This is a genomic window from Kytococcus sedentarius (assembly GCF_041937525.1).
GTDB classification, from domain to species: domain Bacteria; phylum Actinomycetota; class Actinomycetes; order Actinomycetales; family Dermatophilaceae; genus Kytococcus; species Kytococcus sedentarius_A.
Genome location: NZ_CP169391.1, coordinates 84007 through 109706, shown reverse-complemented (window position 1 = coordinate 109706; position 25700 = coordinate 84007). Strand labels below are relative to the sequence as shown.

Genomic DNA, 25700 nt, shown 5'->3' with positions numbered 1-25700 from the left:
GTCAGGCCGGGCCGGCGAGGGGGTCGAGCACCTCGGTGATGCGCTGCGTGACCTCGTCGACCTCGCCGAGGCCGTCCACGCGCTCGAGCAGGCCACGCTTGTCGTACGCCTCACTGAGCGGCGCGGTCTGCTCGGTGTAGACGTCCATGCGGTGACGCACGACCTCCTCGGTGTCGTCCTCCCGCCCCTCGATCTCGGCGCGCTTCAGCAGGCGCTGGACGACCTCCTCGGTGTCCACCACGAGCTCGAGCACGACGTCGAGCGACTGGCCGGTCTCCCGGAGCATGGCGTCGAGCGCCTCCACCTGGCCGAGGTTGCGCGGGTAGCCATCCAGCAGGAAGCCCTCCTGCGCGTCGGACTGCGCCAGCCGGTCCTCCACGATGCGGTTGGTGAGCTCGTCGGGGACCAGTGCGCCGGAGGCGGTGATCTCCTTGACCTGCTTGCCCAGGTCGGTCTCGGCCTTGATGTTGGCGCGGAAGATGTCACCGGTGGAGATGGCCGGGATGCCGTAGCGCTCGGCGATGAGCGCGGCCTGGGTGCCCTTGCCGGCCCCGGGGGGACCAAGGATGATCATGCGGGTCATCGGAGGAATCCTTCGTACTCGTGCTGCTGCAGCTTGGACTCGATCTGCTTCACGGTCTGCAGTCCGACACCCACGACGATGAGCAGCGAGGCACCGCCGAAGGGGAAGTCACCGATCGCGCCGAGACGGTCGAACGCGTAGAGCGGGATCAGGGCCAGGATGCCCAGGTACAGGGCACCGGGGGCCGTGATGCGGTTGAGGACGTAGCGCAGGTACTGGGCCGTCGGACGCCCGGCACGGACGCCCGGCACGAAACCGCCGTAGCGCTTCATGGAGTCCGCGACGTCGTCCGGGTCGAAGGTGATCGACGTGTAGAAGAAGGCGAAGAAGACGATGAGGCCGAAGTACACGATCACGTAGACCGGGTCGGTGCTCATCTGCAGGTGCCGCGAGACCCACTCCACCCAGCCCGGCGGGCGCGAGCCGTCGTTGGGCGTCTGGAACTGGGCCACCATCATCGGCAGCATCAGGATGGAGCTGGCGAAGATGATGGGGATCACGTTCGCCATGTTGAGCTTCAGCGGGATGTACGTGGAGGTGCCGCCGTACATGCGACGCCCCACCATGCGCTTGGCGTACTGCACCGGGACCCGGCGCTGGCACTGCTCCACGAACACGACGATGGTCAGGATCACCAGGCCCAGCAGCAGCACCATGACGAACTTGTCCCAGCCGCGGTCCTTGATGGCCCACAGCGAGCCGGGGAAACCAGCAGCGATGGCGGTGAAGATCAGCAGCGACATGCCGTTGCCGATGCCCTTCTCGGTGATGGTCTCACCGAGCCACATCACCAGGCCGGTGCCGGCGGTGAGGGTCAGCACCATCAGCGCAACGGTCCACAGGGACTCGCTGGTCATGACCGTGGGGCAGTCGGCCGGGGTGCCGCCGAACAGCTGGTGCGGGTTGCGCGCGAAGCTGATGAGGGTGGTGGACTGCAGCACGGCCAGACCGATCGTCAGGTAGCGCGTGTACTGCGTCATCTTGGCCTGCCCGGCCGAACCCTCCTGCTTGAGGCGCTCGAAGTGCGGGATCACCACGGTGAGCAGCTGCACGATGATGCTCGCGGTGATGTAGGGCATGATCCCCAACGCGAAGATCGACAGCTGGAGCAGCGCCCCGCCCGAGAACATGTTGGTGAGGCCCAGCAGGGAGTTCGACCCCGTCCCCAGGGCCTGACAGGTCTGCACCAGGCTGTAGTCGATGCCCGGGGTCGGCACGTGCGACCCGAGGCGGAACAGCGCCATGATCGCGAGCGTGAACAGCAACTTGCCACGCAGATCGGGAGTCAGGAACGCCCGACCGAATGAGCTGAGCACGAAACCTCCATGTGGACCGACCCGCGGCGGTGCGTCCGATCGAGCGTGCCGGGCGGGCACGTCCTGCGGGTGACGGGGCGGTCCGGCACGTACCGGACGACCCAGGATGGCGCATGTGGCGCTAGGTGACCCTAACACCAGCAGGGCCCCACTCCGTCAGCGACGGGTGGGGCCCTGCGTGGCAGTGGTCAGAGGACCTCAGAGCGTGGTGGTGGAACCACCCGCAGCGGAGATCTTCTGCTCGGCCGAGGCCGAGAACTTGTCGGCGGTGACGTTGACCGCGACCGAGATCTCACCGGAACCGAGCACCTTGACGGGCTGGTTCCTGCGGACGAGGCCGGCCTCGACCAGGGTCTCGGCGTTCACCTCGCCACCCTCGGGGAAGTGCGTGGCGATCTGGTCCACGTTCACGACCTGGTAGGTCACCTTGAACGGGTTCTTGAAGCCGCGCAGCTTCGGCAGACGCATGTGCAGCGGCGTCTGGCCACCCTCGAACCGCTCGGGCACCTGGTAACGAGCCTTCGTTCCCTTGGTACCGCGACCGGCGGTCTTGCCCTTCGAGGCCTCACCACGACCCACACGGGTCTTGGCCTTCTTGGCACCGGGGGCCGGGCGGAGGTCGTGGACCTTCAGCGGCGACTCGGCCGCCGCGGCCTGTGCGGTCTCGGCGTTCGTGTCCTTGGTTGCCATCCTCAGTTCACCTCCTCCATCGTCACCAGGTGGGTGACGCTCTTGACCATGCCCCGGATCTCCGGGCGGTCCTGCTTCTCGACCGAGTGGCCGATCCGCTTCAGCCCGAGGCTGCGCAGCGTCTCACGGTGCTGCGGCTTCGCGCCGATCGCGGAACGGACCTGGGTCACCTTGAGCGTGGCCATCAGGCCCCCTCTCCGGCAGCCGCGGCACGGGCGCGCAGCATGGCGGCGGGCGCCACGTCCTCGAGCGGCAGACCACGGCGCGCGGCCACGGCCTCCGGCTGCTCGAGCTGCTTCAGTGCCTTCACCGTGGCGTGCACGATGTTGATCTGGTTGTCCGAACCCAACGACTTGGTCAGCACGTCGTGGATGCCGGCGCACTCCAGCACGGCGCGGACCGGACCACCGGCGATCACACCGGTACCGGGCGCGGCCGGACGGAGCATGACGATGCCAGCGGCGTCCTCACCCTGGGTGGGGTGCGGGATGGTGCCGCCGATGCGGGCGACGCGGAAGAAGTTCTTCTTCGCCTCCTCGACACCCTTGGAGATCGCCAGCGGCACCTCCTTGGCCTTGCCGTAGCCGACGCCGACGTTGCCGTCGCCGTCGCCCACCACGACCAGGGCGGTGAAGCTGAAGCGACGACCACCCTTCACGACCTTGGCCACACGGTTGATGGTGACGACGCGCTCGAGGTACTGGTTGCCCTCGTCGCGACCGCCGTCACGGCCACCGCGACCACCACGGCCGCCGTCGCGACCACCGCGACCGCTGTCGCGGCCTCCGCGGCCACCACGGTCGTTGCGGTCGTTGCGGTCGTTGCCGGACCGCTCGTTGGTGCGGTCACCAGCGCTGGTCTTCTGAGCCTCTGCGCCGGTGAGCTCGCCTCCCTGCTGAGTCTCAGCCATCAGAGGTCCTTTCCCTGAGTTGCTCGGGTCATGTCAGTCATCACAGCGCCAGACCACCCTCACGGGCACCGTCGGCGACGGCGGCGACGCGACCGGCGTACCGGTTGCCACCACGGTCCAGGACGACGGCCTCGACACCGGCGGCCTTGGCGCGCTCGGCCACGAGCTCGCCGACCTTGCGGGCCTTGGCGGACTTGTCGCCCTCGGTGCCGCGCAGCTCGGTCTCCATGGTGGAGGCCGACGCGAGGGTCCGGCCCTCCACGTCGTCGATCACCTGGACGAACACGTGGCGGCTCGACCGGTGCACGGCCAGGCGGGGGCGCTCGGCGGTGCCGGAGACCTTCTTGCGCAGACGGGCGTGGCGACGGCCGCGCGCGGCGACGCTGCCCTGGGCACGCTTCACGATCTTTGCCATGGCTTACTTACCAGCCTTTCCGACCTTGCGGCGGATGTGCTCGCCTTCGTAGCGCACACCCTTGGCCTTGTACGGGTCGGGCTTGCGCAGCTTGCGGATGTTGGCCGCGACCTCGCCCACGAGCTGCTTGTCGATGCCGCTCACGGAGAACCGGGTCGGGCTCTCGACGGCGAAGGTGATGCCCTGGGGGGCCTTCACCAGGATCGGGTGCGAGTAGCCGAGCGCGAACTCCAGGTCCGAGCCCTTGGCCACCACGCGGTAACCGGTGCCGTTGATCTCGAGGGTCTTGGAGTACCCCTCGGTCACACCGACCACCATGTTCTGCACCAGGCTGCGGCTCAGGCCGTGACGGGCGCGGGAGTCGCGCTCGTCGTCGGGGCGGGAGAGCTCCACGGCCCCCTCATCGTTCTTCGCCACCGTGATCGGCCCGGGGATCGTGACGGAGAGCTCACCCTTGGGGCCCTTGACCTTCACGTCCTGGCCATCGATGGTCACGTCGACACCACTGGGCACAGTGACGGGAAGACGTCCAATACGAGACATTCTCTAGTTCCTTCCTCGTCCTGGGCTCACCAGACGTAGGCGAGGACTTCCCCGCCCACGCCCTTGGCTGCAGCCTGCTTGTCGGTCAGAAGGCCCGAGGAGGTCGACAGGATCGCGATACCCAGGCCACCGAGGACCTTGGGCAGGTTGGTCGACTTGGCGTACACACGCAGACCGGGCTTGGACACCCGGCGAACACCTGCGATGGAACGCTCCCGGTTCGGGCCGTACTTCAGGGAGATGACGAGGGTCTTGCCGACCTCCGCCTCCTCCTCGGTCCACTCACCGATGTAACCCTCGGCCTTGAGGATGTCGGCGATGTGGGCCTTCAGCTTCGAGAACGGCATGCGGACCTCGTCGTGCTGCGCCGAGTTGGCGTTGCGCACGCGGGTCAGCATGTCCGCGATCGGATCAGTCATGGTCATGGGCAGTCGCGCCCTTCCTCATCCTGGTTTCGCCGGGTGGAGCGGGTTCCCGCTCCCTGTGCGCCGCAGCGCACCCGGGGACCTGTGATGGAGTGGAGTGGATAAAGAACCTGGGTCACCAGGAGGACTTGGTGACGCCCGGGAGCTGGCCGGCGTGGGCCATCTCGCGCAGGCAGATGCGGCACAGGCCGAACTTGCGGTACACCGAGTGCGGACGGCCGCATCGCTGGCACCGCGTGTAGGCGCGCACGGCGAACTTCTGCTTCTTGGCAGCCTTGTTCTTCAGAGCGGTCTTCGCCACGATCAGTTCTCCTTGAACGGGAAGCCCAGCGCGCGAAGCAGCGCACGGCCCTCGTCGTCGGTCTCGGCAGTGGTCACGACCGTGATGTCCATCCCGCGGACGCGGTCGATCTTGTCCTGGTCGATCTCGTGGAACATCGACTGCTCCGTGAGGCCGAAGGTGTAGTTGCCCTTGCTGTCGAACTGCTTCGGCGACAGACCGCGGAAGTCACGGATACGGGGCAGGGCCACCGACACCAGACGGTCCAGGAACTCCCACATGCGGTCCCCACGCAGGGTGACGTTCGCACCGATGGGCATGCCCTCGCGCAGCTTGAACTGGGCGATGGACTTCTTGGCCCGGTTCACGCGCGGCTTCTGACCGGTGATGGTGGTCAGGTCGCGGATCGCGCCGTCGATGAGCTTGGAGTCGCGGGCGGCATCGCCCACACCCATGTTCACGACGACCTTGGTGACGCCGGGGATCTGCATCACGTTGGCGTAGCCGAACTCGGCCTGGAGCGCGTCGCGGATCTCGGAGCGGTAACGCTCCTTGAGACGCGGCACCGAACGCTCGGCCGGAGCAGCGGTCTGCTCGGTCATCTCAGTGGTCTCACTCATGCCAGGTCCTTGCCCGAGCGCACGGACACACGGGTCCGGGTGGCCTTGGTGCGGCCGTTGCGCTCGACGTTCTCGACACGCGTGCGCACGCGGGTCGGGGTGTTGGTCTCCGGGTCCACCAGCGCCACGTTGGACACGTGGATGGGGGCCTCGACGATCTGGATGCCGCCAGCGCCACCGCCCACACCAGCCTTGGTGTGCTTGGTCACGCGGTTGATGCCCTCCACGAGCACGCGGTTGCGCTCGGGGTAGACCTCGATCACTCGACCGGTCTTCCCGCGGTCACCGCCGTTCTCCTGCTTGCGGCCGGTCACCACCTGGACCAGGTCGTTCTTCTTGATCTTCATCTTCGCCATGGCTCAGATCACCTCCGGGGCCAGCGACACGATGCGCATGAACTGGTTGTCACGCAGCTCGCGGCCGACCGGGCCGAAGATGCGGGTGCCACGGGGCTCCCCGTCGGCCTTGAGGATGACGGCGGCGTTCTCGTCGAAGCGGATGTAGCTGCCGTCGGGACGGCGGCGCTCCTTCGTCGTGCGGACGATGACCGCCTTCACGACATCACCCTTCTTCACGTTGCCGCCGGGGATGGCGTCTTTCACCGACGCGACGATCGTGTCGCCGATGCCGGCGTAGCGACGGCCCGAACCACCGAGAACACGGATGCAAAGGATCTCCTTCGCACCGGTGTTGTCGGCGACGCGCAGTCGCGACTCCTGCTGGATCACTGCAAACTCCTGTCGTCGAGCAGGTTCTCACCCCGCCGTACGGGGGTGAGCCTTGCCGAACCGGATGGGCTGAAGGTGGGGTCGGACACCGGGTCCCGCTGGCGCGGGGCCGGGCGGGACCACGGTGCGGGTCCCCACCATCGATGGGTCTTACTTGGCCTTCTCCACGACCTCGACCAGGCGCCAGCGCTTGGTCGCAGAGGTCGGGCGGGTCTCGGCGATGCGGACGAGGTCGCCGATACCGGCGGTGTTCTCCTCGTCGTGCGCCTTGACCTTCTTGGTCTTGCGGATGACCTTGCCGTACAGGGCGTGCTTCACGTGCTCCTCGAGTGCGACGGTGATGGTCTTCTCCATCTTGTCGGACACGACGTAGCCGCGACGCTCCTTGCGGAACTGGCGGCCACCGGGAGCCAGCAGCTTGCCGGACTCGGACACCTCGGGCGTGGTCTGCTCGGACATCAGGCCTCCTGGGCGGCGCGGCCGATGTTGAGCTCGCGCTCGCGCATCTCGGTGTAGATACGGGCGATGTCCTTGCGGACCGCGCGGAGGCGGCTGCTGTTGGACAGCTGACCCGTGGCGGACTGGAAACGCAGGTTGAACAGCTCCTGCTTCGCCTCGGCCAGGGCGTCACGCAGGCCCTGGTCGTCCAGGCCTCGCAGGTCGGTCATCGTCTTGTCGTCGGAGCCGAGCGCCATCAGACGTCACCACCCTCACGTGCCACGATGCGGCACTTCATCGGAAGCTTGTGCATGGCCAGCCGGAGCGCCTCGCGGGCGACCTCGTCGGTCACACCCGAGAGCTCGAACATGATCCGGCCCGGCTTGACGTTGGCGACCCACCACTCGGGCGAACCCTTACCGGAACCCATGCGGACCTCGGCAGGCTTCTTGGTCAGCGGACGGTCGGGGTAGATGTTGATCCACACCTTTCCGCCTCGCTTGATGTAGCGGGTCATCGCAATACGCGCGGACTCGATCTGACGGTTGGTGACGTAGGCGGGGCCCAGGGCCTGGATGCCGTAGTCACCGAAGGCCAGCTGCGTGCCGCCCTTCGACGCGCCACCACGCTTGGGGTGGTGCTGCTTGCGGTGCTTCACACGACGCGGGATCAGCATCAGTTCTCGCCTCCCTCGGCGGCCTTGGCCTCACCGGCACCAGCCGGCGCGGCGTCCGGAGCGTCACGACGCGGGCCACGACCGCGACCACGCGGGGCCTCGCCACCGCGGCCACGGCCCGGGCGGTCGCCCCGGCCACGACGCTGCTGCGGCGCGTTCGCCTGCTCGCGAGCGAGCTCCTTGTCGGTCATGTCGCCCTGGTAGATCCAGACCTTCACACCGATGCGGCCGAACGTCGTCCGGGCCTCGTAGAAGCCGTAGTCGATGTTGGCGCGCAGGGTGTGCAGCGGCACACGACCCTCGCGGTAGAACTCCGTGCGGCTCATCTCGGCGCCGCCGAGGCGACCCGAGCACTGCACCCGGATGCCCTTGGCACCGGCGCGCTGCGCGGACTGGATGCCCTTCTTCATGGCACGACGGGTCGACACACGAGCAGAGAGCTGCTCGGCGATGCCCTGGGCCACGAGCTGGGCGACGGCCTCGGGGTTCTTCACCTCGAGGATGTTGAGCTGGACCTGCTTGCCGGTCAGCTTCTCGAGCTGGCCGCGCAGGCGGTCCGCCTCGGCGCCACGGCGACCGATGACGATGCCCGGGCGAGCGGTGTGGATGTCCACACGCACGCGGTCACGGGTGCGCTCGATCTCGACCTTGGCGATGCCGGCGCGCTCCATGCCGCTGGACAGCAGCTTGCGGATGGCGACGTCCTCGCCCACGAAGTCGGCGTAACGCTGACCCTCGGCGGAGGAGTCGGCGAACCAGCGGCTCTTGTGGTCGGTGGTGATGCCCAGACGGAAGCCGTGCGGGTTGATCTTCTGACCCATCAGCGGGTCCCTCCCTTGGCGTTCTCATCGGTCTTCTGCGACACGAGCACGGTGATGTGGCTCGTGCGCTTCAGGATCTTGCTGGCCCGCCCCTGAGCACGGGGGCGGAACCGCTTCATGCTCGGGCCCTCGTCGACGTAGGCCTCGCTGATGACCAGCGAGCTCTCGTCGAAGGCCGTGGCGTCACGGTCGGCCATGAACCGGGCGTTCGCAATAGCGCTCTGCAGCACCTTCATCACCGGCTCGCTCGCACCCTGCGGGGCGAACTGCAGCACGGCCAGGGCCTCAGAGGCCTGCTTGCCACGGATCAGGTCCACGACGCGGCGAGCCTTCATGGGCGTCACGCGGACGTACCGCGCCTGCGCCTTGGCTTCCATGTCAGTCCCTCTTCAATCGTTCTGGTGGTGAGTGAGTGTGATCGCGGGTGCGATCACGGTGCTGAGATCAGCGACGGCCCTTGCGGTCGTCCTTGACGTGACCACGGAAGGTCTTCGTCGGGGCGAACTCGCCGAGCTTGTGGCCGACCATCGACTCGGTCACGAAGACCGGGACGTGCTTGCGGCCGTCGTGCACGGCCAGGGTGTGGCCGAGCATGTCCGGGGTGATCATCGACCGGCGGGACCAGGTCTTGATCACGTTCTTGGTGCCGGCTTCGTTCTGGGCGTCCACCTTCTTGGCAAGGTGGTCGTCGACGAAGGGGCCCTTCTTGAGGCTACGAGGCATCTCAGGTGCTCCTATCAGCGCTTCTTGCCGGTGCGGCGGCGGCGAACGATCATCTTGTCGCTGCCCTTGCCCTTCTTGCGGGTGCGGCCCTCCGGCTTGCCCCAGGGGCTCACCGGGTGACGGCCACCCGAGGTACGTCCCTCGCCACCACCGTGCGGGTGGTCGACCGGGTTCATGACCACGCCACGCACGGTCGGGCGCTTGCCCTTCCAGCGCATGCGGCCGGCCTTGCCCCAGTTGATGTTGGACTGCTCGGCGTTGCCGACCTCGCCGATGCTGGCGCGGCAGCGGGCGTCCACGTTGCGGATCTCACCGGACGGCATACGCAGCTGGGCGTAGGGGCCGTCCTTGGCGACGAGCTGCACGCGGGTGCCGGCGGACCGGGCGATCTTGGCGCCGCCACCGGGGCGGAGCTCGATCGCGTGGACCACCGTACCGACGGGGATGTTGCGCAGCGGCAGGTTGTTGCCCGGCTTGATGTCGGCCGTGGGGCCCGACTCCACCTGAGCGCCCTGGGCCAGGTTGCGCGGCGCGATGATGTAGCGCTTCTCACCGTCGGCGTAGTGCAGCAGCGCGATGCGCGCGGTGCGGTTGGGGTCGTACTCGATGTGGGCGACCTTCGCCGGCACGCCGTCCTTGTCGGACCGACGGAAGTCGATCAGACGGTAGGCGCGCTTGTGGCCACCACCGATGTGACGGGTGGTGATGCGGCCGGAGGCGTTGCGGCCACCGGACTTGGTCAGCGGGCGCACCAGCGACTTCTCGGGGGTGCTGCGCGTGACCTCGACGAAGTCCGCGGCGCTCGAGCCGCGGCGGCCCGGGGTCGTGGGCTTGTGCTTGCGGATTGCCATGTTTAGGTCCTAGCTCCGTACTCGTGTCTCGTGTCGACTTCTCGGCGGCTCAGTTGCCGGCGCCGAAGATGTCGATCGAGCCTTCCTTGAGCGTGACGATGGCGCGCTTGGTGTCCTTGCGACGGCCGATGCCGAAGCGAGTCCGGCGGGCCTTGCCCTGGCGGTTCATCGTGTGGACCGAGTCGACCTTGACGTCGAAGACCTTCTCGACGGCCAGCTTGATCTCGGTCTTGTTGGCACGCGGGTCAACCAGGAAGGTGTACTTGCCCTCGTCCAGCAGGGCATAGGACTTCTCGGAGACGACCGGCGCGAAGAGGATGTCGCGCGGGTCCTTGTTGACCTGGGTGCTCGACTCGTTGTTCGGGGTGCTCACTGGGCAACCTCCTGCGTCGCAGCGTTCGTGTCGGCAGCGGCCTTCTGGCCACCGGCGATGAAGGCATCCAGCGCACCGGCGGTGAAGAACACGTCGTCGGCGCACATGACGTCGTAGGTGTTCAACTGGTCGGCGAACAGCGCGTGCACGTGCTGCAGGTTGCGCAGGCTCAGCAGCGACAGCTCGTCACCGCGCTCCAGCACGACCAGCAGGTTGCGACGCTCCGTCTGACCACGCAGCAGGGCGTTGACCGCCTTGCTCGAGGGCGCGTCACCCTCGAGGACGGCGCTCAGCACGTGGATGCGGCCGTGGCGGGCACGGTCGGACAGGGCGCCACGCAGGGCGGCGGCCTTCATCTTCTTGGGGGTGCGCTGCGCATAGTCGCGCGGCTGCGGGCCGTGGACGATGCCACCGCCGGCGAACTGCGGCGCGCGGATCGAGCCCTGGCGGGCGCGACCGGTGCCCTTCTGGCGGTAGGGCTTGCGGCCACCACCGCGCACCTCCGCACGGGTCTTGGTGGAGTGCGTGCCCTGGCGGGCAGCGGCCAGCTGGGCCACGACCACCTGGTGGATCAGCGGAACGTTGGCCTCCACGTCGAAGATCTCGGCGGGAAGCTCCACCGAACCGGTGGCCTTGCCAGCGGGGCTGATGATGTCGATCGTCGGCATGTCAGGCTCCCTTCGCGGCGGAGCGCACGAGGACCAGGCCGCCACGGGCACCGGGGACGGCACCCTTGATCAGCAGGAGGCCCTTGTCGGCGTCCACGGCGTGGATCGTGAGGTTCTGGGTGGTCTGACGCTCGCCGCCCATGCGACCCGCCATGCGGGTGCCGCGGAAGACGCGACCGGGGGTGGCGCAGCCACCGATGGAACCGGGCTTGCGGTGGTTGCGGTGCGCACCGTGGGAGGCACCGACACCGGCGAACCCGTGGCGCTTCATGACGCCGGCGAAACCCTTGCCCTTCGTGGTCCCCGTCACGTCGACGGTCGCACCGTTCTCGAAGGTCTCCACGGTGAGCTCCTGGCCCAGCTCGTAGGAGTCCGAGTCAGCGGTCCGCAGCTCGGTCACGTGACGACGCGGCGTGACGCCGGCCTTCTCGAAGTGACCGCGCAGGGGCTTGCTGACCTTGCGGGGGTCGATGTCGCCGGTGGCGATCTGGACGGCGCCGTAGCCGTCGGTGTCCTGGGTCCGCACCTGGGTCACCACGTTCGGGGCGACCTGCACGACCGTCACCGGAACGAGGCGGTTCTCCTCGTCCCAGACCTGGGTCATGCCGAGCTTCGTGCCCAGAACGCCGGCGACGGTGCGCTGCATGGTGTTCTCAGTCATCGTGGCGCTCACAGCTTGATCTCGATGTTCACGTCAGCCGGCAGGTCGAGACGCATCAGGGAGTCCACGGCCTTGGGGGTCGGGTCCACGATGTCGATCAGACGCTTGTGCGTCCGCATCTCGAAGTGCTCTCGGCTGTCCTTGTACTTGTGCGGGGACCGGATGACGCAGAAGACGTTCTTCTCCGTCGGCAGGGGCACAGGGCCCACTACGGTCGCGCCCGCACGGGTCACGGTGTCCACGATCTTCCGCGCCGAGGAGTCGATGACCTCGTGGTCATACGACTTCAGCCGGATGCGGATCTTCTGTCCCGCCATCGGTTCGTTGACTCTCTCTCGTCGTGCCGCTAATGGTCTTGGCGGCCATCCCCCGACCCACGCACTCGGGTGTGTCGCCCTCCTGGGGCACAGCACACCGCTGGCGGCGTTCCGGGGTGGGGGTTCGGCGTGGCCGCTCCCCCGGGATGACCGGGTTCGTGCTCCGGCCGGGCAGTGACCGTCCCGCCGCAGCGAGAAGTGGAGCACTCTCCACGGTCGGACCTGCCTCGTCCAGAAAGGCGATGGTCTACGTCCGCGTCGGTGACCGGTCCAGGTCGTCCGGGATCGTGGTTCTCACGTCCGGCCGGTGAAACACTGGTCACGCGGTGGGGACAGGCAGAGTCATCGCCCAACAAGCAACTTCCCTAGTGTGGCACAGAGCGGGCCGGGCGCCAAATCCGGGTGAGGTGACGTGCAGCGCACGAGCGGTCTCATGCCAGCGTGACCAGCCAGGCGAGCACGGGGGCCACCAGCAGGGCGGGCAGGAGGTCCCCCACCGGGACGGTGCGCACCCGCAGAAGTCCGAACGCGATGCCGACCAGCAGCAGTCCCCCGGCGGCGGTCATGACGTCGACGGCATACATCGGCACCACCTCGCCGGCCAGCAGCCCTACCAGGGTCAGCAGCCCCTGCACCACCAGCACCGAGACCGCCGAGAAGACCACCCCCACCCCGAAGGCCGAGGCGAAGGCCAGGGCGGCGAAGAAGTCCAGGGCGGACTTGAGTGCCAACTGCTCGATGCCCAGCCCCAGGCCGTCGCTCAGCGAGCCGAGCACCGTCAGGGGCCCCACGCAGAAGAGCAGGGACGCGGAGGTCCATCCCTGCACGAAGCGTTCCTGCGGCGTTGCCTCGGGGCTGGCCTCCCCTGCGGTGCCGCCCTCCCTCCCCGGCGCCATCTGGTCCGGCACCGCCAGCACGTCCTGGACCCCCCGCCTCACGAGGCGCCTCTGCAACCACCCTGCCATGCCCTCCATGCGGCGCTCGATCTCCAGCGCGGACCCGGTCACACCACCGATCAACAGCGCGCCGAGCACCAGCAGGACCGGGATGCCCTCCCCCACGGCAGCCTCGAGCTCCGAAGAGGTGACTGCCACCACCGACAGGCCGGCCATCATCAGCGTCACCAGGCCCAGTCCGTCGGTGACCACGTCGTGGATGCGCTGCGGCAGCCGCGCCCCGAAGGCAATGCCTGCCGACGACCCCGCCAGCACCGCGAGCACGTTGAGCAGGGTCCCCGCGCCGGGGAAGAGTCCGTCCATGGCGCACAGGCTACGGACTGGCGCGCACGCCGAAGGCCCCCGACCCCTGGCGGGATCGGAGGCCTTCGTCAACGCGGCTGACCGCGTCGGCACAGTGCCCTCACGGGCGCTCGATCAGTCCAGGATCTTGGTGACCTGGCCGGCGCCGACCGTACGACCACCCTCACGGATGGCGAACTTCAGGCCCTCCTCCATGGCGACGGGCTGGATCAGCTCGACGGACATCTCGGTGTTGTCACCGGGCATGACCATCTCGGTGCCCTCCGGCAGGTTCACCACACCGGTCACGTCGGTGGTGCGGAAGTAGAACTGCGGACGGTAGTTGTCGTAGAACGGGGTGTGACGGCCACCCTCGTCCTTCGACAGGATGTAGACCGAGCCCTCGAACTTCTTGTGCGGGGTGATCGAACCCGGCTTGCAGATGACCTGCCCGCGCTCGATGTCCTCACGCTTCGTGCCGCGGAGCAGCAGACCGACGTTCTCACCGGCGCGGCCCTCGTCGAGCAGCTTGCGGAACATCTCGATACCGGTGACGGTGGTCGTCTGCTTGTCCTCGCGGATGCCGACGATCTCGACGTCGTCGTTCACGTTGAGCACACCGCGCTCGATGCGGCCGGTGGCCACGGTGCCACGACCGGTGATGGTGAAGACGTCCTCCACCGGCATCAGGAACGGCTTGTCGATGTCGCGCTCCGGCTCCGGGATGGACTCGTCGACGGCGGACATGAGCTCCATGAGCTTGTCGCCCCACTCCTGGTCGCCCTCGAGCGCCTTCAGAGCGGACACCTGGACCACCGGGACGTCGTCGCCCGGGAAGTCGTAGGAGGACAGCAGCTCGCGGACCTCCATCTCGACGAGCTCCATGATCTCCTCGTCGTCGACCATGTCGGCCTTGTTGAGGGCCACGACGATGTACGGAACGCCGACCTGGCGGGCCAGGAGCACGTGCTCCTTGGTCTGCGGCATCGGGCCGTCGGTCGCGGCGACCACGAGGATCGCACCGTCCATCTGGGCGGCACCGGTGATCATGTTCTTCACGTAGTCGGCGTGCCCGGGGCAGTCGACGTGCGCGTAGTGGCGCGCCTCGGTCTGGTACTCGATGTGCGCGATGGAGATCGTGATACCGCGCTGCTTCTCCTCGGGCGCCTTGTCGATCGTGTCGAACGGCGACGCCTCATTGAGCTCCGGGTAACGGTCGTGCAGAACCTTGGAGATGGCAGCCGTCAGCGTCGTCTTGCCGTGGTCGATGTGACCGATGGTGCCGATGTTGACGTGCGGCTTGCTCCGCTCGAACTTTGCCTTCGCCACTGGGGTCCTCCTGTTGGACGTGTGGTGTCACGCTGGGGTCACCGCGGGATTGCGGTGGTCAGTGCGTGAGTATTGCTGATTATTGGGAACTGGTGCGAATCAGGCTCAGAGAGTGTACCCGTGCCGGGTCACTCGCCACGAACCTTCTTCACGATCTCCTCGGCGACGTTCTTGGGAACCTCACCGTAGGAGTCGAACTGCATCGAGTAGTTGGCGCGGCCCTGGGTCTTCGACCGCAGGTCACCGACGTACCCGAACATCTCGGACAGCGGCACGGTGCCGCGGACGACCTTGGCGCCCGAGGCGTCCTCCATCGACTGGATGGTGCCACGACGCGCGTTGATGTCACCGATCACGTCACCCATGTACTCCTCGGGCGTACGCACCTCGACGGCCATCATCGGCTCGAGCAGGACCGGGTTGGCCTTGCGGACAGCCTCCTTGAGCGCCATCGAGCCGGCGATCTTGAACGCCATCTCGCTGGAGTCGACGTCGTGGTAGGCGCCGTCCAGCAGGGTGGCCTTGATGCCCACCAGCGGGTAGCCGGCGAGGACACCGAGCTGCATGGCCTCCTGGATGCCCTGGTCCACCGAGGGGATGTACTCGCGCGGGACGCGGCCACCGGTGACGGCGTTCTCGAACTCGTAGAGCGCGGCGTCCTCCTCGCCCTGCTCCAGCGGCTCGAACTTGAGCTGGACCTTGGCGAACTGGCCGGAGCCACCGGTCTGCTTCTTGTGGGTGTAGTCCAGCTTGTCGACCGTGCCGCGGATGGTCTCGCGGTAGGCGACCTGCGGGGCACCCACATTGGCCTCGACCTTGAACTCACGCTTCATGCGGTCCACCAGGATGTCCAGGTGGAGCTCGCCCATGCCGCCGATGACGGTCTGGCCCGTGTCCTCGTCGAGGTTCACGGTGAAGGTGGGGTCCTCCTCGGCCAGCTTCTGGATGGCCGTGGAGAGCTTCTCCTGGTCACCCTTCGTCTTCGGCTCGATGGCCACGTGGATCACCGGCGCCGGGAAGGTCATGGACTCCAGGACCACCGGGTTCTCCGGCGACGACAGCGTGTCACCGGTGGTGGTGTCCTTGAGACCGATGACGGCGTAGATGTGCCCAGCGGACACCTTCTCGACCGGGTTCTCCTTGTTGGCGTGCATCTGGAACAGCTTGCCCAGACGCTCCTTCTTGCCCTTGGTGGCGTTGAGCACGGCCGAGCCGGACGTGATCTCACCGGAGTACACGCGGATGTAGGTCAGCGTGCCGAAGAAGGGGTGCGTGGCGATCTTGAACGCCAGCGCAGCGAAGGGCTCGTCCGCGGAGGGCTTGCGCAGGACCTCGGTCTCCTCGTCGCTGGGCAGGTGCCCCTCGATCGGAGGCAGGTCCACCGGCGACGGCAGGTAGGCCACGACGGCGTCCAGCAGGGGCTGCACACCCTTGTTCTTGAAGGCGGTGCCACAGAACACGGGGTTGACCTCGCCCGCGAGGGTGAGGGTACGCACACCGGCGCGGATCTCGTCCTCGGTGAGGTCCTCCCCGCCCAGGTACTTCTCCAGCAGCGCCTCATCGGACTCGGCGACCTTCTCGACCAGGGCCGCACGGTACTCGTCCGCCTTGTCCTGCAGGTCGGCCGGGATCTCCTCGATCTCGTAGGCCTCACCCAGCGGGGTCTCCTTCGACCAGGTGAACGCCTTCATGCTCACGAGGTCGACCATGCCGATGAAGTCGCTCTCGGCACCGATGGGGAGCTGCATCACCAGCGGGTTCGCACCGAGACGGTCCACCATGGTCTGCACGGAGTAGTAGAAGTCCGCGCCCATCTTGTCCATCTTGTTGATGAAGCACATGCGGGGCACGCCGTACTTGTCGGCCTGACGCCACACGGTCTCGGACTGGGGCTCGACACCCTCCTTGCCGTCGAAGACGGCGACAGCGCCGTCCAGGACGCGGAGGTTGCGCTCCACCTCGACCGTGAAGTCGACGTGGCCGGGCGTGTCGATCAGGTTGATCTGCGTGCCCTTCCAGAAGGAGGTGACAGCAGCGGAGGTGATGGTGATGCCCCGCTCCTTCTCCTGCTCCATCCAGTCGGTCGTCGACGCACCGTCGTGGGTCTCACCCATCTTGTGGTTCACACCCGTGTAGAACAGGATGCGCTCGGTGGTCGTGGTCTTTCCGGCATCGATGTGCGCCATGATGCCGATGTTGCGGACCTGCTTGAGGTCCGTGAGGACGTCCTGTGCCACGGTCTCTCTTCTCGCTCGAGTGTGTGCTTGATCAGGGTGGCCTGCGGGGTGCAGGCGCCGGGACGGTGGTCACCGGGTGGCGGGTGGCCCCCCGGTGACCACGAGGTCACCAGCGGTAGTGCGCGAACGCCTTGTTGGCCTCGGCCATCTTGTGCGTGTCCTCGCGACGCTTCACCGCGGCACCCAGGCCGTTGGAGGCGTCGAGGATCTCGTTCATGAGGCGCTCGGTCATCGTCTTCTCACGACGCTGGCGGGCGTAGCCCACGAGCCAGCGCAGGGACAGCGTGGTGGCGCGACCGGGCTTGACCTCGATCGGCACCTGGTAGGTGGCACCACCGACGCGGCGCGACTTCACCTCGAGGGCGGGACGGATGTTGTCCAGCGCGCGCTTCAGGGTCTGGACGGGGTCGGTGCCGGTCTTCTCCTGGACGCCCTCGAGGGCGCCGTAGACGATGGACTCGGCGACGGACTTCTTGCCGTCCAGCAGGATCTTGTTCACCAGCTGGGTGACCAGCTGCGACCCGTGCACCGGGTCGACGGCCAACGGACGCTTGGGAGCGGGGCCCTTACGAGGCATTACTTCTTCTCCTTCTTGGCGCCGTAGTGCGAACGAGCCTGGTTGCGGTCCTTGACGCCCTGGGCGTCGAGGGCACCGCGGATGATCTTGTAGCGGACACCCGGGAGGTCCTTCACGCCGCCGCCGCGCACGAGCACGATGGAGTGCTCCTGCAGGTTGTGGCCGACGCCGGGGATGTAGGCCGTGACCTCGATGCCGCTGGTCAGGCGCACACGCGCGACCTTGCGGAGGGCCGAGTTCGGCTTCTTCGGGGTGGTCGTGTACACGCGGGTGCACACGCCACGACGCTGGGGCGAGCCCTTCAGGGCCGGGGCGTCAAACTTCTTGACCTTGTCCCGGCGGCCCTTGCGGACCAGCTGGTTGATGGTAGGCACTGATGAAACTCCGTGTTTCGTCGTTGTCGCCGCAGACGCGGCTCCTGGATCAGTCGTGCAACGGACGGGCTGGGGTCACGCGGGAGCCCTGGGCTCCGCACGCGGAACGACCACCCGAGGTGAGTCGCACGCTCCCCCACCTGCACTTCCGTGCCCCGCACGCTGCGAATCGGCCCCGGGCCCCGAGGGGACTCCGGTCGACCAACCGGTGCGCGGGCGGCTCGGCTGCCCGGCAGAGGTGACGCGAGATGGACCCACGCCAATCGATGAGTCTAGGACAAGCACGGGATGGCGCCAAATCGAGCCGAGCGCCCCCATCGGCCCGCGCGGGAGGCACGCTCCCGGGGACGCCGCAGGGCCCACCCGCGGTGGCGAGTGGGCCCTGCGCAGCTGGCCGACGACCGATGGCCGTCAGGCCGCGGTCACCAGCGGTAGTCGCCGGTGTCGACCTCGTCGAGGCGGACGGCCTCGCCGGTGCCCTCGCCGAACGCCGAGAAGTCGAAGCTCTCGAAGTCGGTCATCGAGTACGCCTGGGCCTTGGCCTCCTCGGTGGGCTCCACCGTCACGTTGCGGTAGCGCTGCAGCCCGGTACCGGCCGGGATGAGCTTTCCGAGGATGACGTTCTCCTTCAGGCCCAGCAGCGGGTCGCCCTTGCCGTGCATCGCGGCCTCGGTGAGGACGCGGGTCGTCTCCTGGAAGGAGGCGGCCGACAGCCAGGACTCCGTGGCCAGCGAGGCCTTGGTGATGCCCATCAGCTCGGGACGACCGGAGGCGGGCTTGCCACCCTCGGCCACCACACGGCGGTTCTCGGTCTCGAAGCGGGAACGCTCCACCAGGTCACCGGCCAGGAGGTGCGTCTCACCCTCCTCGATGATGGTGATGCGACGCAGCATCTGCCGCACGATGACCTCGATGTGCTTCTGGTGGATGGACACACCCTGCTGGCGGTACACGCCCTGGACCTCGTCCACCAGGTGCTGCTGCACGGCACGCGGGCCGAGGATGCGCAGGACCTGCTTGGGGTCCACGGCACCCATGACCAGCTGCTGGCCGGCCTCGACCGCCTGGCCCTCCTCGACCAGCACGCGGGCGCGCTTGCCGACGAGGTAGGCGTGCTCCTCGGTGCCGTCGTCCGGCACCAGGATGATGCGGCGCTGCTTGTCCGCCTCCTCGATGCGGATGCGACCGGCGGCCTCAGCGATCGGGGCCACACCCTTGGGGGTGCGGGCCTCGAACAGCTCGACCACACGCGGCAGACCCTGCGTGATGTCGTCACCGGCCACACCACCGGTGTGGAAGGTACGCATCGTCAGCTGGGTACCGGGCTCACCGATGGACTGCGCGGCGACGATGCCGACGGCCTCACCGATGTCCACCAGCTGACCGGTGGCCAGCGAGCGGCCGTAGCACTTGGCACAGGTGCCGACCGACGACTCACAGGTGAGCACCGAACGGACCTTGACCTTGTCGACGCCCGCGGCGACGAGCTGCTCGATGAGCACGTCACCCAGGTCGTCACCGGCCCGGGCCACGGTCGCCCCATCGGCCTCGACGTCCTCGGCGACGGTGCGCGCGTAGGCGCTCGACTCGACCTCGTCGTCCACGACGACCGTGCCGTCGGCGCCGCGGTGACCAATGGTCACCTGCACGCCCCGGCCGGTACCGCAGTCGGCCTCGCGGACGATGACGTCCTGCGAGACGTCCACCAGACGACGGGTCAGGTAACCCGAGTCGGCGGTACGCAGGGCGGTGTCGGCCAGACCCTTGCGGGCACCGTGCGTGGAGATGAAGAACTCCAGCACCGTCAGGCCCTCGCGGAACGAGGCCTTGATCGGACGCGGGATGATCTCACCCTTCGGGTTGGCCATCAGGCCACGCATTCCGGCGATCTGACGCAGCTGGAACCAGTTACCACGGGCACCCGAGGTGACCATGCGGTAGATCGGGTTGTCGGCCGGGAAGTTGGCCTCCATGACCTTCGCGACCTCGTTGGTCGCCTGCGTCCAGATCTCGATGAGCTCCTGCCGGCGCTCGTCGTCGGTGATCAGACCACGCTCGTACTGGACCTGGACCTTGGCGGCCTTGGTCTCGTACCCCTCGAGGATCTCGGACTTGTTGTCCGGCACCACGACGTCGGAGATGGCCACGGTCGTGCCCGAGCGGGACGCCCAGTAGAAGCCGTTCTCCTTCAGCGCGTCCAGCGAGGCGGCGACGTCGACCTTGTCGTAGCGCTCGGCCAGGGCGTTGATGATGTTGGACAGGACCTTCTTGTCCACCGGGTTGTTCACGAACGGGAAGTTCTCCGGCAGGGACTCGTTGAAGATCGCCCGACCCAGCGTGGTGCGCAGGGTGAGGACCGGGGCGTAGCCCTTGTCGTCGAGCTCCACCTCGCCGTCGAAGTCGGCCGGCGGCACGACGTGCGGCAGACGCATGACCACCGGGGTGCCCAGGCCGATCTCGCCCCGGTCGAAGGCCATGCGGGCCTCGGCCTGGCTCGAGAAGTGGCGCAGGTCCTCCACCGCGGTGTCCTCGGTGCCGAGGTCCTGGGAGGTGAGGTGGTACAGGCCGATGATCATGTCCTGGGTGGGCATGGTCACCGGACGGCCGTCGGCCGGCTTCAGGATGTTGTTGCTCGACAGCATCAGGATGCGGGCCTCGGCCTGCGCCTCGGCGGACAGCGGCACGTGCACGGCCATCTGGTCACCGTCGAAGTCCGCGTTGAAGGCGGTGCAGACCAGCGGGTGGATCTGGATGGCCTTGCCCTCGATCAGCTGCGGCTCGAACGCCTGGATGCCGAGACGGTGCAGCGTGGGTGCACGGTTCAGCAGCACCGGGTGCTCGGTGATGACCTCCTCGAGCACGTCCCACACCATCGGGTTCTGACGCTCGACCATGCGCTTGGCCGACTTGATGTTCTGTGCGTGGTCGAGGTCGACCAGGCGCTTCATCACGAACGGCTTGAAGAGCTCCAGGGCCATCTGCTTTGGTAGACCGCACTGGTGCAGCTTCAGCTGCGGGCCCACCACGATGACCGAACGGCCCGAGTAGTCCACGCGCTTGCCCAGCAGGTTCTGACGGAAGCGCCCCTGCTTGCCCTTGAGCATGTCGGACAGCGACTTCAGCGGACGGTTGCCCGGACCGGTCACCGGACGACCGCGACGGCCGTTGTCGAACAGCGAGTCCACCGACTCCTGCAGCATCCGCTTCTCGTTGTTGATGATGATCTCGGGGGCACCGAGGTCCAACAGGCGCTTGAGGCGGTTGTTGCGGTTGATGACGCGGCGGTACAGGTCGTTCAGGTCGGAGGTCGCGAAGCGGCCACCGTCCAGCTGGACCATCGGTCGCAGGTCCGGCGGGATCACCGGGACGGCGTCCAGGACCATGCCCTGCGGCTCGTTGTCCGTGGTCAGGAAGGCCGTGACGACCTTCAGGCGCTTCAGGGCGCGGGTCTTCTTCTGGCCCTTGCCGGTGGCGATGATCTCGCGCAGCTTCTCGGCCTCGGCCTCGAGGTCGAAGTCCTGCAGCAGCTTCTGCAGGGCCGCGGCGCCCATGCCGCCCTCGAAGTACATGCCGAAGCGGTCACGCATCTCGCGGTACAGCATCTCGTCACCCTCGAGGTCCTGGACCTTGAGGTTCTTGAAGCGGTCCCAGACCTGCTCCACGCGCTCGATCTGCTGGTCGGCACGCTTGCGGATCTGGTTCATCTCGCGCTCCGCGGAGTCGCGCACCTTGCGCTTGGCGTCGGACTTGGCGCCCTCGGCCTCCAGCTCGGCGATGTCGGACTCGAGCTTCTTGGCCCGGGCCTCGACGTCGGCGTCGCGGCGGTTCTCGGCCGCCTTGATCTCGGTCTGGATCTCGGCCTCGAGGGAGGGCAGGTCGTTGTGACGCCCCTCCTCGTCCACCGAGGTGATGACGTAGGCCGCGAAGTAGATGACCTTCTCGAGGTCCTTCGGCGCCAGGTCCAGCAGGTAGCCCAGACGGCTGGGCACACCCTTGAAGTACCAGATGTGCGTGACCGGGGCGGCCAGCTCGATGTGGCCCATGCGCTCACGGCGCACGGCCGAGCGGGTCACCTCGACGCCACAGCGCTCACAGATGATGCCCTTGAAGCGGACGCGCTTGTACTTGCCGCAGTAGCACTCCCAGTCCCGGGTGGGGCCGAAGATCTTCTCGCAGAAGAGTCCGTCCTTCTCGGGCTTCAGGGTGCGGTAGTTGATGGTCTCGGGCTTCTTGACCTCGCCGTGGCTCCACTGGCGGATGTCCTCGGCCGTTGCCTGGCCGATGCGAAGCTCGTCGAAGAAGTTGACGTCGAGCACAGATGTCCTTCTCTCGTGTTCCGGGGGCTAGAGGGGTTGCTCGGGTCTTCTCAGACCTCTTCGACCGAGCTCGGCTCGCGCCGGCTCAGGTCGATGCCGAGCTCCTCCGCCGCGCGGAAGACCTCCTGGTCCTGCTCTCGCAGGTCGATGTTCTGGCCGTCGGTCGAGAGCACCTCGACGTTCAGGCACAGGGACTGCATCTCCTTGATGAGCACCTTGAAGGACTCGGGGATGCCGGGCTCCGGGACGTTCTCGCCCTTGACGATGGACTCGTAGACCTTCACGCGTCCGGTCACGTCATCCGACTTGATGGTCAGCAGCTCCTGCAGTGCGTAGGCGGCGCCGTAGGCCTCCAGGGCCCACACCTCCATCTCACCGAAGCGCTGGCCACCGAACTGGGCCTTACCGCCCAGCGGCTGCTGCGTGATCATCGAGTACGGGCCGGTCGAGCGGGCGTGGATCTTCTCGTCCACCAGGTGGTGGAGCTTGAGGATGTACATGTAGCCCACCGACACCGGGTCCGGGTACGGCTCACCGGTACGGCCGTCGAACAGCTGGGCCTTGCCCGAGCCGTCGATGAGGCGCTGCCCGTCGCGCGAGGGGATCGTCGAGTCGAGCAGACCCGTGATCTCCTCCTCGCGGGCGCCGTCGAACACCGGGGTGGCCACGCGGGTCCACGGGCCGGCCTCGCGGTGCTCCTCGGCGAGGTTCTCGGCCCACTCGGGCGAGCCCTCGATCTTCCAGCCGTTCGCAGCGGCCCAGCCGAGGTGCAGCTCGAGCACCTGGCCGACGTTCATGCGGCTGGGAACACCCAGCGGGTTCAGCACGACGTCCACCGGGGTGCCGTCGGGCAGGAAGGGCATGTCCTCCACGGGCAGGATCTTGGAGATGACGCCCTTGTTGCCGTGGCGGCCGGCGAGCTTGTCACCATCGGTGATCTTGCGCTTGTTCGCCACGTAGACGCGCACCATCTGGTTCACGCCCGGGGGCAGCTCGTCGCCCTCCTCGCGGTCGAAGACCTTGACCCCGATGACCGTGCCGGTCTCACCGTGCGGGACCTTCATGGAGGTGTCACGCACCTCGCGGGCCTTCTCACCGAAGATGGCGCGCAGCAGGCGCTCCTCGGGGGTCAGCTCGGTCTCACCCTTGGGCGTGACCTTGCCGACCAGCAGGTCGCCGTCGCGGACCTCGGCACCGATGCGGATGATGCCGCGCTCGTCCAGGTCGGCCAGCACCTCGTCGGAGACGTTCGGGATGTCCCGCGTGATCTCCTCCGGGCCCAGCTTGGTGTCGCGGGCGTCGATCTCGTGCTCCTCGATGTGGATCGAGGAGAGGGTGTCGTCCTGCACGAGGCGCTGCGACAGGATGATCGCGTCCTCGTAGTTGTAGCCCTCCCACGGCATGAAGGCGACCAGCAGGTTCTTGCCCAGCGCCATCTCACCGTTGTCGGTGGACGGCCCGTCGGCAATGAGCTGGCCCTTCTCGACGTGGTCGCCCGCTGCCACGACGACCCGCTGGTTGTAGCAGGTGCCCTGGTTGGAGCGGTTGAACTTGTCGATGCGGTAGCTCTGGTAGGTGCCGTCGTCGTTCTGGGCGGTGACCAGGTCAGCGGAGACCGACTGGATCACACCCGCCTTCTCGGCACGCACCACGTCACCGGTGTCCAGTGCGGCGCGGTACTCGATGCCGGTGCCCACCAGCGGGGCCTCGGCCTTCACCAGCGGCACACCCTGGCGCTGCATGTTCGCGCCCATGAGGGCACGGTTGGCGTCGTCGTGCTCGAGGAAGGGGATCATCGCCGTGGCGGCGGACACCATCTGGCGCGGCGAGACGTCCATGTAGTGGACCTCGTCGCGCGGCACGAACTCGACCTCGCCGCCCTTGGAGCGCACCAGCACGCGCTCACCGGCGAACTGGCCGTCCTCGGTCAGCGGCGCGTTGGCCTGCGCGATGACGAAGTCGTCCTCCTCGTCCGCGGTCAGGTACTCCACGTCGTCGGTGACGTAGCCGCCCTTGACCTTGCGGTAGGGGGTCTCCACGAAGCCGAAGGGGTTGATGCGCCCGTAGGAGGCCAGGGCACCGATCAGACCGATGTTGGGGCCTTCCGGCGTCTCGATGGGGCACATGCGGCCGTAGTGCGAGGGGTGGACGTCGCGGACCTCCATGCCGGCACGGTCACGGGACAGACCGCCGGGGCCCAGCGCGCTGAGACGACGCTTGTGCGTCAGCCCGGCCAGCGGGTTGTTCTGGTCCATGAACTGCGAGAGCTGGCTGGTGCCGAAGAACTCGCGGATGGCCGCCACCACCGGGCGGATGTTGATCAGGGTCTGGGGCGTGATGGCCTCGACGTCCTGGGTGGTCATGCGCTCCCGGACGACGCGCTCCATGCGCGACAGGCCGGTGCGCACCTGGTTCTGGATCAGCTCACCCACGGTGCGCAGACGACGGTTGCCGAAGTGGTCGATGTCGTCGGTCTCGACGCGCAGGTCCACGGCCTCGCCGTGGCGGACGCCCTCCATCGTGGTCTCGCCGGCGTGCAGCGCGACGATGTACTTGATGGTGCGCACGACGTCGTCCACGCTCAGCGTGGAGTCGGTCAGCGGGGCGTCCAGGCCCAGCTTCTTGTTGATCTTGTAGCGGCCGACCTTCGCCAGGTCGTAGCGCTTGCCGTTGAAGTAGAGGTTGTCCAGCAGGTTCTGGGCCGCCTCGACGGTCGGCGGCTCACCCGGACGCAGCTTGCGGTAGATGTCCAGCAGGGCCTCGTCCTGGTTGGCCGTGTGGTCCTTCTCCAGCGTCGCGCGGATGGACTCGTACTGGCCGAACTCCTCCAGGATCTGCGCCTCGGTCCACCCCAGCGCCTTCAGCAGGACGGTGACGGACTGCTTGCGCTTGCGGTCCACCCGGACGCCGACCATGTCCTTCTTGTCGACCTCGAACTCCAGCCACGCACCACGGCTGGGGATGACCTTCGCGGAGTAGATCTCCTTGTCGGTCGCGCGGTCGAAGGAGCGCTCGAAGTAGACGCCCGGGGAGCGCACGATCTGCGACACCACGACACGCTCGGTGCCGTTGATGATGAAGGTGCCGCGCTTGGTCATCAGCGGGAAGTCACCCATGAAGACGGTCTGCGACTTGATCTCGCCGGTCTCACCGTTCATGAACTCGGCGGTGACGAAGAGGGGCGCCGAGTAGGTCATGTCCCGCTCGATGCACTCCTCCTCGGTGTACTTGATCTCCTCGAAGCGGTGCTCCGAGAAGCTCAGCGACATGGTCTCCGAGAAGTCCTCGATGGGGGAGATCTCCTCGAAGATGTCCTCCAGACCGGACGTGGTGGAGGTGTCGTTGCGACCGGCGGCCGAAGCCTCGGCGACCCGCTCCTGCCAGGCCTCGTTGCCGAGGAGCCAGTCGAAGCTCTCGGTCTGGAGCGCCAGGAGGTCCGGGACCTCGAGGGGCTCGTGGATGCGGGAGAACGACAGACGCCCGGAAGCGGTGCGTGCGGTCGAGACGTTCTGGTCAGCAGTGCGCGAGGCAGCCAAGGAGTGTCCTTCCTCAAGGCCATGCATGTTCGGTGCGGTCACGCTGCGGGCCGAA

Annotated in this window: 30 protein-coding genes; all 30 read right to left on the bottom strand. The window is 67.5% G+C overall.

The annotated features are described in order from the left end of the window. Nucleotide 1 precedes the first annotated feature (1 nt). The 30 genes from ACEY2A_RS00520 to rpoB all read right to left on the bottom strand — a co-directional run bounded on the left by ACEY2A_RS00520 (nucleotide 2) and on the right by rpoB (nucleotide 25645). Nucleotides 2-583, bottom strand: a complete 582-nt coding sequence (locus ACEY2A_RS00520; protein ID WP_374928940.1) for an adenylate kinase — start codon at nucleotides 581-583, stop codon at nucleotides 2-4. After that, entirely contained in the window at nucleotides 580-1899 is a 1320-nt protein-coding gene (gene secY, locus ACEY2A_RS00515) for a preprotein translocase subunit SecY (RefSeq protein WP_374928939.1), read from the bottom strand. Before secY ends, ACEY2A_RS00520 begins: the two co-directional genes overlap by 4 nt. 198 nt (nucleotides 1900-2097) lie before the next feature. Further along, nucleotides 2098-2589: a 50S ribosomal protein L15 gene (gene rplO / locus ACEY2A_RS00510; protein WP_374928938.1), complete on the bottom strand. Its 492-nt coding sequence runs from the start codon at nucleotides 2587-2589 to the stop codon at nucleotides 2098-2100. A 2-nt stretch (nucleotides 2590-2591) separates the two neighbouring features. Continuing rightward, the gene (gene rpmD / locus ACEY2A_RS00505) at nucleotides 2592-2774 is read right to left on the bottom strand and encodes a 50S ribosomal protein L30 (RefSeq protein ID WP_374928937.1); all 183 of its coding nucleotides are present in this window, start codon (nucleotides 2772-2774) and stop codon (nucleotides 2592-2594) included. Next, on the bottom strand, nucleotides 2774-3499 hold the full coding sequence (gene rpsE / locus ACEY2A_RS00500; protein WP_374928936.1) for a 30S ribosomal protein S5: 726 nt from the start codon (nucleotides 3497-3499) through the stop codon (nucleotides 2774-2776). Before rpsE ends, rpmD begins: the two co-directional genes overlap by 1 nt. Nucleotides 3500-3539: 40 nt before the next feature. Next, nucleotides 3540-3914: a 50S ribosomal protein L18 gene (gene rplR / locus ACEY2A_RS00495; RefSeq protein ID WP_374928935.1), complete on the bottom strand. Its 375-nt coding sequence runs from the start codon at nucleotides 3912-3914 to the stop codon at nucleotides 3540-3542. Between the two features lie 3 nt (nucleotides 3915-3917). Next, entirely contained in the window at nucleotides 3918-4457 is a 540-nt protein-coding gene (rplF, locus tag ACEY2A_RS00490; protein ID WP_374928934.1) for a 50S ribosomal protein L6, read from the bottom strand. Between the two features lie 26 nt (nucleotides 4458-4483). After that, nucleotides 4484-4882 (bottom strand): 30S ribosomal protein S8, encoded by a 399-nt coding sequence (gene rpsH / locus ACEY2A_RS00485; protein ID WP_015780005.1) that lies wholly within the window; start codon nucleotides 4880-4882, stop codon nucleotides 4484-4486. A gap of 115 nt (nucleotides 4883-4997) precedes the next feature. Further along, entirely contained in the window at nucleotides 4998-5183 is a 186-nt protein-coding gene (locus ACEY2A_RS00480; RefSeq protein WP_015780006.1) for a type Z 30S ribosomal protein S14, read from the bottom strand. A gap of 2 nt (nucleotides 5184-5185) precedes the next feature. Beyond that, nucleotides 5186-5764 (bottom strand): 50S ribosomal protein L5, encoded by a 579-nt coding sequence (rplE, locus tag ACEY2A_RS00475; RefSeq protein WP_374929953.1) that lies wholly within the window; start codon nucleotides 5762-5764, stop codon nucleotides 5186-5188. Nucleotides 5765-5778: 14 nt separating this feature from the next. Beyond that, nucleotides 5779-6138, bottom strand: coding sequence for a 50S ribosomal protein L24 (gene rplX / locus ACEY2A_RS00470; RefSeq protein ID WP_374928933.1), 360 nt, complete (start codon nucleotides 6136-6138; stop codon nucleotides 5779-5781). A 3-nt stretch (nucleotides 6139-6141) separates the two neighbouring features. Next, nucleotides 6142-6510, bottom strand: coding sequence for a 50S ribosomal protein L14 (gene rplN / locus ACEY2A_RS00465; protein WP_015780009.1), 369 nt, complete (start codon nucleotides 6508-6510; stop codon nucleotides 6142-6144). 150 nt (nucleotides 6511-6660) lie between these two features. Beyond that, entirely contained in the window at nucleotides 6661-6969 is a 309-nt protein-coding gene (gene rpsQ, locus ACEY2A_RS00460; protein ID WP_374928932.1) for a 30S ribosomal protein S17, read from the bottom strand. Beyond that, nucleotides 6969-7205 (bottom strand): 50S ribosomal protein L29, encoded by a 237-nt coding sequence (gene rpmC, locus ACEY2A_RS00455; protein WP_015780011.1) that lies wholly within the window; start codon nucleotides 7203-7205, stop codon nucleotides 6969-6971. Before rpmC ends, rpsQ begins: the two co-directional genes overlap by 1 nt. Beyond that, entirely contained in the window at nucleotides 7205-7624 is a 420-nt protein-coding gene (gene rplP / locus ACEY2A_RS00450; RefSeq protein WP_374928931.1) for a 50S ribosomal protein L16, read from the bottom strand. Before rplP ends, rpmC begins: the two co-directional genes overlap by 1 nt. Beyond that, entirely contained in the window at nucleotides 7624-8445 is an 822-nt protein-coding gene (gene rpsC / locus ACEY2A_RS00445; protein ID WP_374928930.1) for a 30S ribosomal protein S3, read from the bottom strand. Before rpsC ends, rplP begins: the two co-directional genes overlap by 1 nt. Further along, nucleotides 8445-8822 (bottom strand): 50S ribosomal protein L22, encoded by a 378-nt coding sequence (gene rplV / locus ACEY2A_RS00440; RefSeq protein WP_374928929.1) that lies wholly within the window; start codon nucleotides 8820-8822, stop codon nucleotides 8445-8447. The genes rpsC and rplV overlap by 1 nt, the downstream gene beginning before the upstream one ends. Before the next feature lie 67 nt (nucleotides 8823-8889). Further along, nucleotides 8890-9168, bottom strand: coding sequence for a 30S ribosomal protein S19 (rpsS, locus tag ACEY2A_RS00435; RefSeq protein ID WP_015780015.1), 279 nt, complete (start codon nucleotides 9166-9168; stop codon nucleotides 8890-8892). A gap of 14 nt (nucleotides 9169-9182) precedes the next feature. Further along, nucleotides 9183-10019 (bottom strand): 50S ribosomal protein L2, encoded by an 837-nt coding sequence (gene rplB, locus ACEY2A_RS00430; RefSeq protein ID WP_374928928.1) that lies wholly within the window; start codon nucleotides 10017-10019, stop codon nucleotides 9183-9185. A 49-nt stretch (nucleotides 10020-10068) separates the two neighbouring features. Continuing rightward, nucleotides 10069-10392 carry a 50S ribosomal protein L23 gene (rplW, locus tag ACEY2A_RS00425; protein WP_374928927.1) on the bottom strand — a complete coding sequence of 108 codons (324 nt, stop codon included), beginning with the start codon at nucleotides 10390-10392 and terminating at the stop codon, nucleotides 10069-10071. Then, nucleotides 10389-11060 (bottom strand): 50S ribosomal protein L4, encoded by a 672-nt coding sequence (rplD, locus tag ACEY2A_RS00420; protein WP_374928926.1) that lies wholly within the window; start codon nucleotides 11058-11060, stop codon nucleotides 10389-10391. Before rplD ends, rplW begins: the two co-directional genes overlap by 4 nt. Before the next feature lies 1 nt (nucleotide 11061). Continuing rightward, nucleotides 11062-11721: a 50S ribosomal protein L3 gene (gene rplC / locus ACEY2A_RS00415; protein WP_374928925.1), complete on the bottom strand. Its 660-nt coding sequence runs from the start codon at nucleotides 11719-11721 to the stop codon at nucleotides 11062-11064. 8 nt (nucleotides 11722-11729) lie between these two features. After that, a complete protein-coding gene (gene rpsJ, locus ACEY2A_RS00410; RefSeq protein WP_006946210.1) occupies nucleotides 11730-12038 on the bottom strand; it encodes a 30S ribosomal protein S10 in 309 nt (102 codons plus the stop codon). A 431-nt stretch (nucleotides 12039-12469) separates the two neighbouring features. Then, nucleotides 12470-13297 carry a DUF554 domain-containing protein gene (locus ACEY2A_RS00405; RefSeq protein WP_374928924.1) on the bottom strand — a complete coding sequence of 276 codons (828 nt, stop codon included), beginning with the start codon at nucleotides 13295-13297 and terminating at the stop codon, nucleotides 12470-12472. Between the two features lie 114 nt (nucleotides 13298-13411). Then, a complete protein-coding gene (gene tuf / locus ACEY2A_RS00400) occupies nucleotides 13412-14605 on the bottom strand; it encodes an elongation factor Tu (RefSeq protein ID WP_374928923.1) in 1194 nt (397 codons plus the stop codon). Between the two features lie 128 nt (nucleotides 14606-14733). Further along, on the bottom strand, nucleotides 14734-16842 hold the full coding sequence (fusA, locus tag ACEY2A_RS00395; protein WP_374928922.1) for an elongation factor G: 2109 nt from the start codon (nucleotides 16840-16842) through the stop codon (nucleotides 14734-14736). 106 nt (nucleotides 16843-16948) lie between these two features. Continuing rightward, a complete protein-coding gene (gene rpsG / locus ACEY2A_RS00390; protein ID WP_015780023.1) occupies nucleotides 16949-17419 on the bottom strand; it encodes a 30S ribosomal protein S7 in 471 nt (156 codons plus the stop codon). Further along, nucleotides 17419-17793 (bottom strand): 30S ribosomal protein S12, encoded by a 375-nt coding sequence (rpsL, locus tag ACEY2A_RS00385; protein ID WP_070705856.1) that lies wholly within the window; start codon nucleotides 17791-17793, stop codon nucleotides 17419-17421. Before rpsL ends, rpsG begins: the two co-directional genes overlap by 1 nt. 422 nt (nucleotides 17794-18215) lie before the next feature. Further along, nucleotides 18216-22109 carry a DNA-directed RNA polymerase subunit beta' gene (locus ACEY2A_RS00380; protein ID WP_374928921.1) on the bottom strand — a complete coding sequence of 1298 codons (3894 nt, stop codon included), beginning with the start codon at nucleotides 22107-22109 and terminating at the stop codon, nucleotides 18216-18218. A gap of 50 nt (nucleotides 22110-22159) precedes the next feature. After that, complete coding sequence (rpoB, locus tag ACEY2A_RS00375; protein ID WP_374928920.1) at nucleotides 22160-25645, bottom strand: DNA-directed RNA polymerase subunit beta; 3486 nt, start codon at nucleotides 25643-25645, stop codon at nucleotides 22160-22162. Nucleotides 25646-25700 lie beyond the last annotated feature (55 nt).

Bases quoted from the DNA above. Each gene is read 5' to 3' on its own strand.
- ACEY2A_RS00520 (WP_374928940.1), bottom strand. From the start codon at position 583: ATGACCCGCATGATCATCCTTGGTCCCCCCGGGGCCGGCAAGGGCACC.
- rplO (WP_374928938.1), bottom strand. From the start codon at position 2,589: ATGGCAACCAAGGACACGAACGCCGAGACCGCACAGGCCGCGGCGGCC.
- rpmD (WP_374928937.1), bottom strand. From the start codon at position 2,774: ATGGCCACGCTCAAGGTGACCCAGGTCCGTTCCGCGATCGGCGCGAAG.
- rpsE (WP_374928936.1), bottom strand. From the start codon at position 3,499: ATGGCTGAGACTCAGCAGGGAGGCGAGCTCACCGGCGCAGAGGCTCAG.
- rplR (WP_374928935.1), bottom strand. From the start codon at position 3,914: ATGGCAAAGATCGTGAAGCGTGCCCAGGGCAGCGTCGCCGCGCGCGGC.
- rplF (WP_374928934.1), bottom strand. From the start codon at position 4,457: ATGTCTCGTATTGGACGTCTTCCCGTCACTGTGCCCAGTGGTGTCGAC.
- rpsH (WP_015780005.1), bottom strand. From the start codon at position 4,882: ATGACCATGACTGATCCGATCGCGGACATGCTGACCCGCGTGCGCAAC.
- rplE (WP_374929953.1), bottom strand. From the start codon at position 5,764: ATGACCGAGCAGACCGCTGCTCCGGCCGAGCGTTCGGTGCCGCGTCTC.
- rplX (WP_374928933.1), bottom strand. From the start codon at position 6,138: ATGGCGAAGATGAAGATCAAGAAGAACGACCTGGTCCAGGTGGTGACC.
- rpsQ (WP_374928932.1), bottom strand. From the start codon at position 6,969: ATGTCCGAGCAGACCACGCCCGAGGTGTCCGAGTCCGGCAAGCTGCTG.
- rpmC (WP_015780011.1), bottom strand. From the start codon at position 7,205: ATGGCGCTCGGCTCCGACGACAAGACGATGACCGACCTGCGAGGCCTG.
- rplP (WP_374928931.1), bottom strand. From the start codon at position 7,624: ATGCTGATCCCGCGTCGTGTGAAGCACCGCAAGCAGCACCACCCCAAG.
- rpsC (WP_374928930.1), bottom strand. From the start codon at position 8,445: ATGGGTCAGAAGATCAACCCGCACGGCTTCCGTCTGGGCATCACCACC.
- rplV (WP_374928929.1), bottom strand. From the start codon at position 8,822: ATGGAAGCCAAGGCGCAGGCGCGGTACGTCCGCGTGACGCCCATGAAG.
- rpsS (WP_015780015.1), bottom strand. From the start codon at position 9,168: ATGCCTCGTAGCCTCAAGAAGGGCCCCTTCGTCGACGACCACCTTGCC.
- rplB (WP_374928928.1), bottom strand. From the start codon at position 10,019: ATGGCAATCCGCAAGCACAAGCCCACGACCCCGGGCCGCCGCGGCTCG.
- rplD (WP_374928926.1), bottom strand. From the start codon at position 11,060: ATGCCGACGATCGACATCATCAGCCCCGCTGGCAAGGCCACCGGTTCG.
- rplC (WP_374928925.1), bottom strand. From the start codon at position 11,721: ATGACTGAGAACACCATGCAGCGCACCGTCGCCGGCGTTCTGGGCACG.
- rpsJ (WP_006946210.1), bottom strand. From the start codon at position 12,038: ATGGCGGGACAGAAGATCCGCATCCGGCTGAAGTCGTATGACCACGAG.
- ACEY2A_RS00405 (WP_374928924.1), bottom strand. From the start codon at position 13,297: ATGGACGGACTCTTCCCCGGCGCGGGGACCCTGCTCAACGTGCTCGCG.
- rpsG (WP_015780023.1), bottom strand. From the start codon at position 17,419: ATGCCTCGTAAGGGCCCCGCTCCCAAGCGTCCGTTGGCCGTCGACCCG.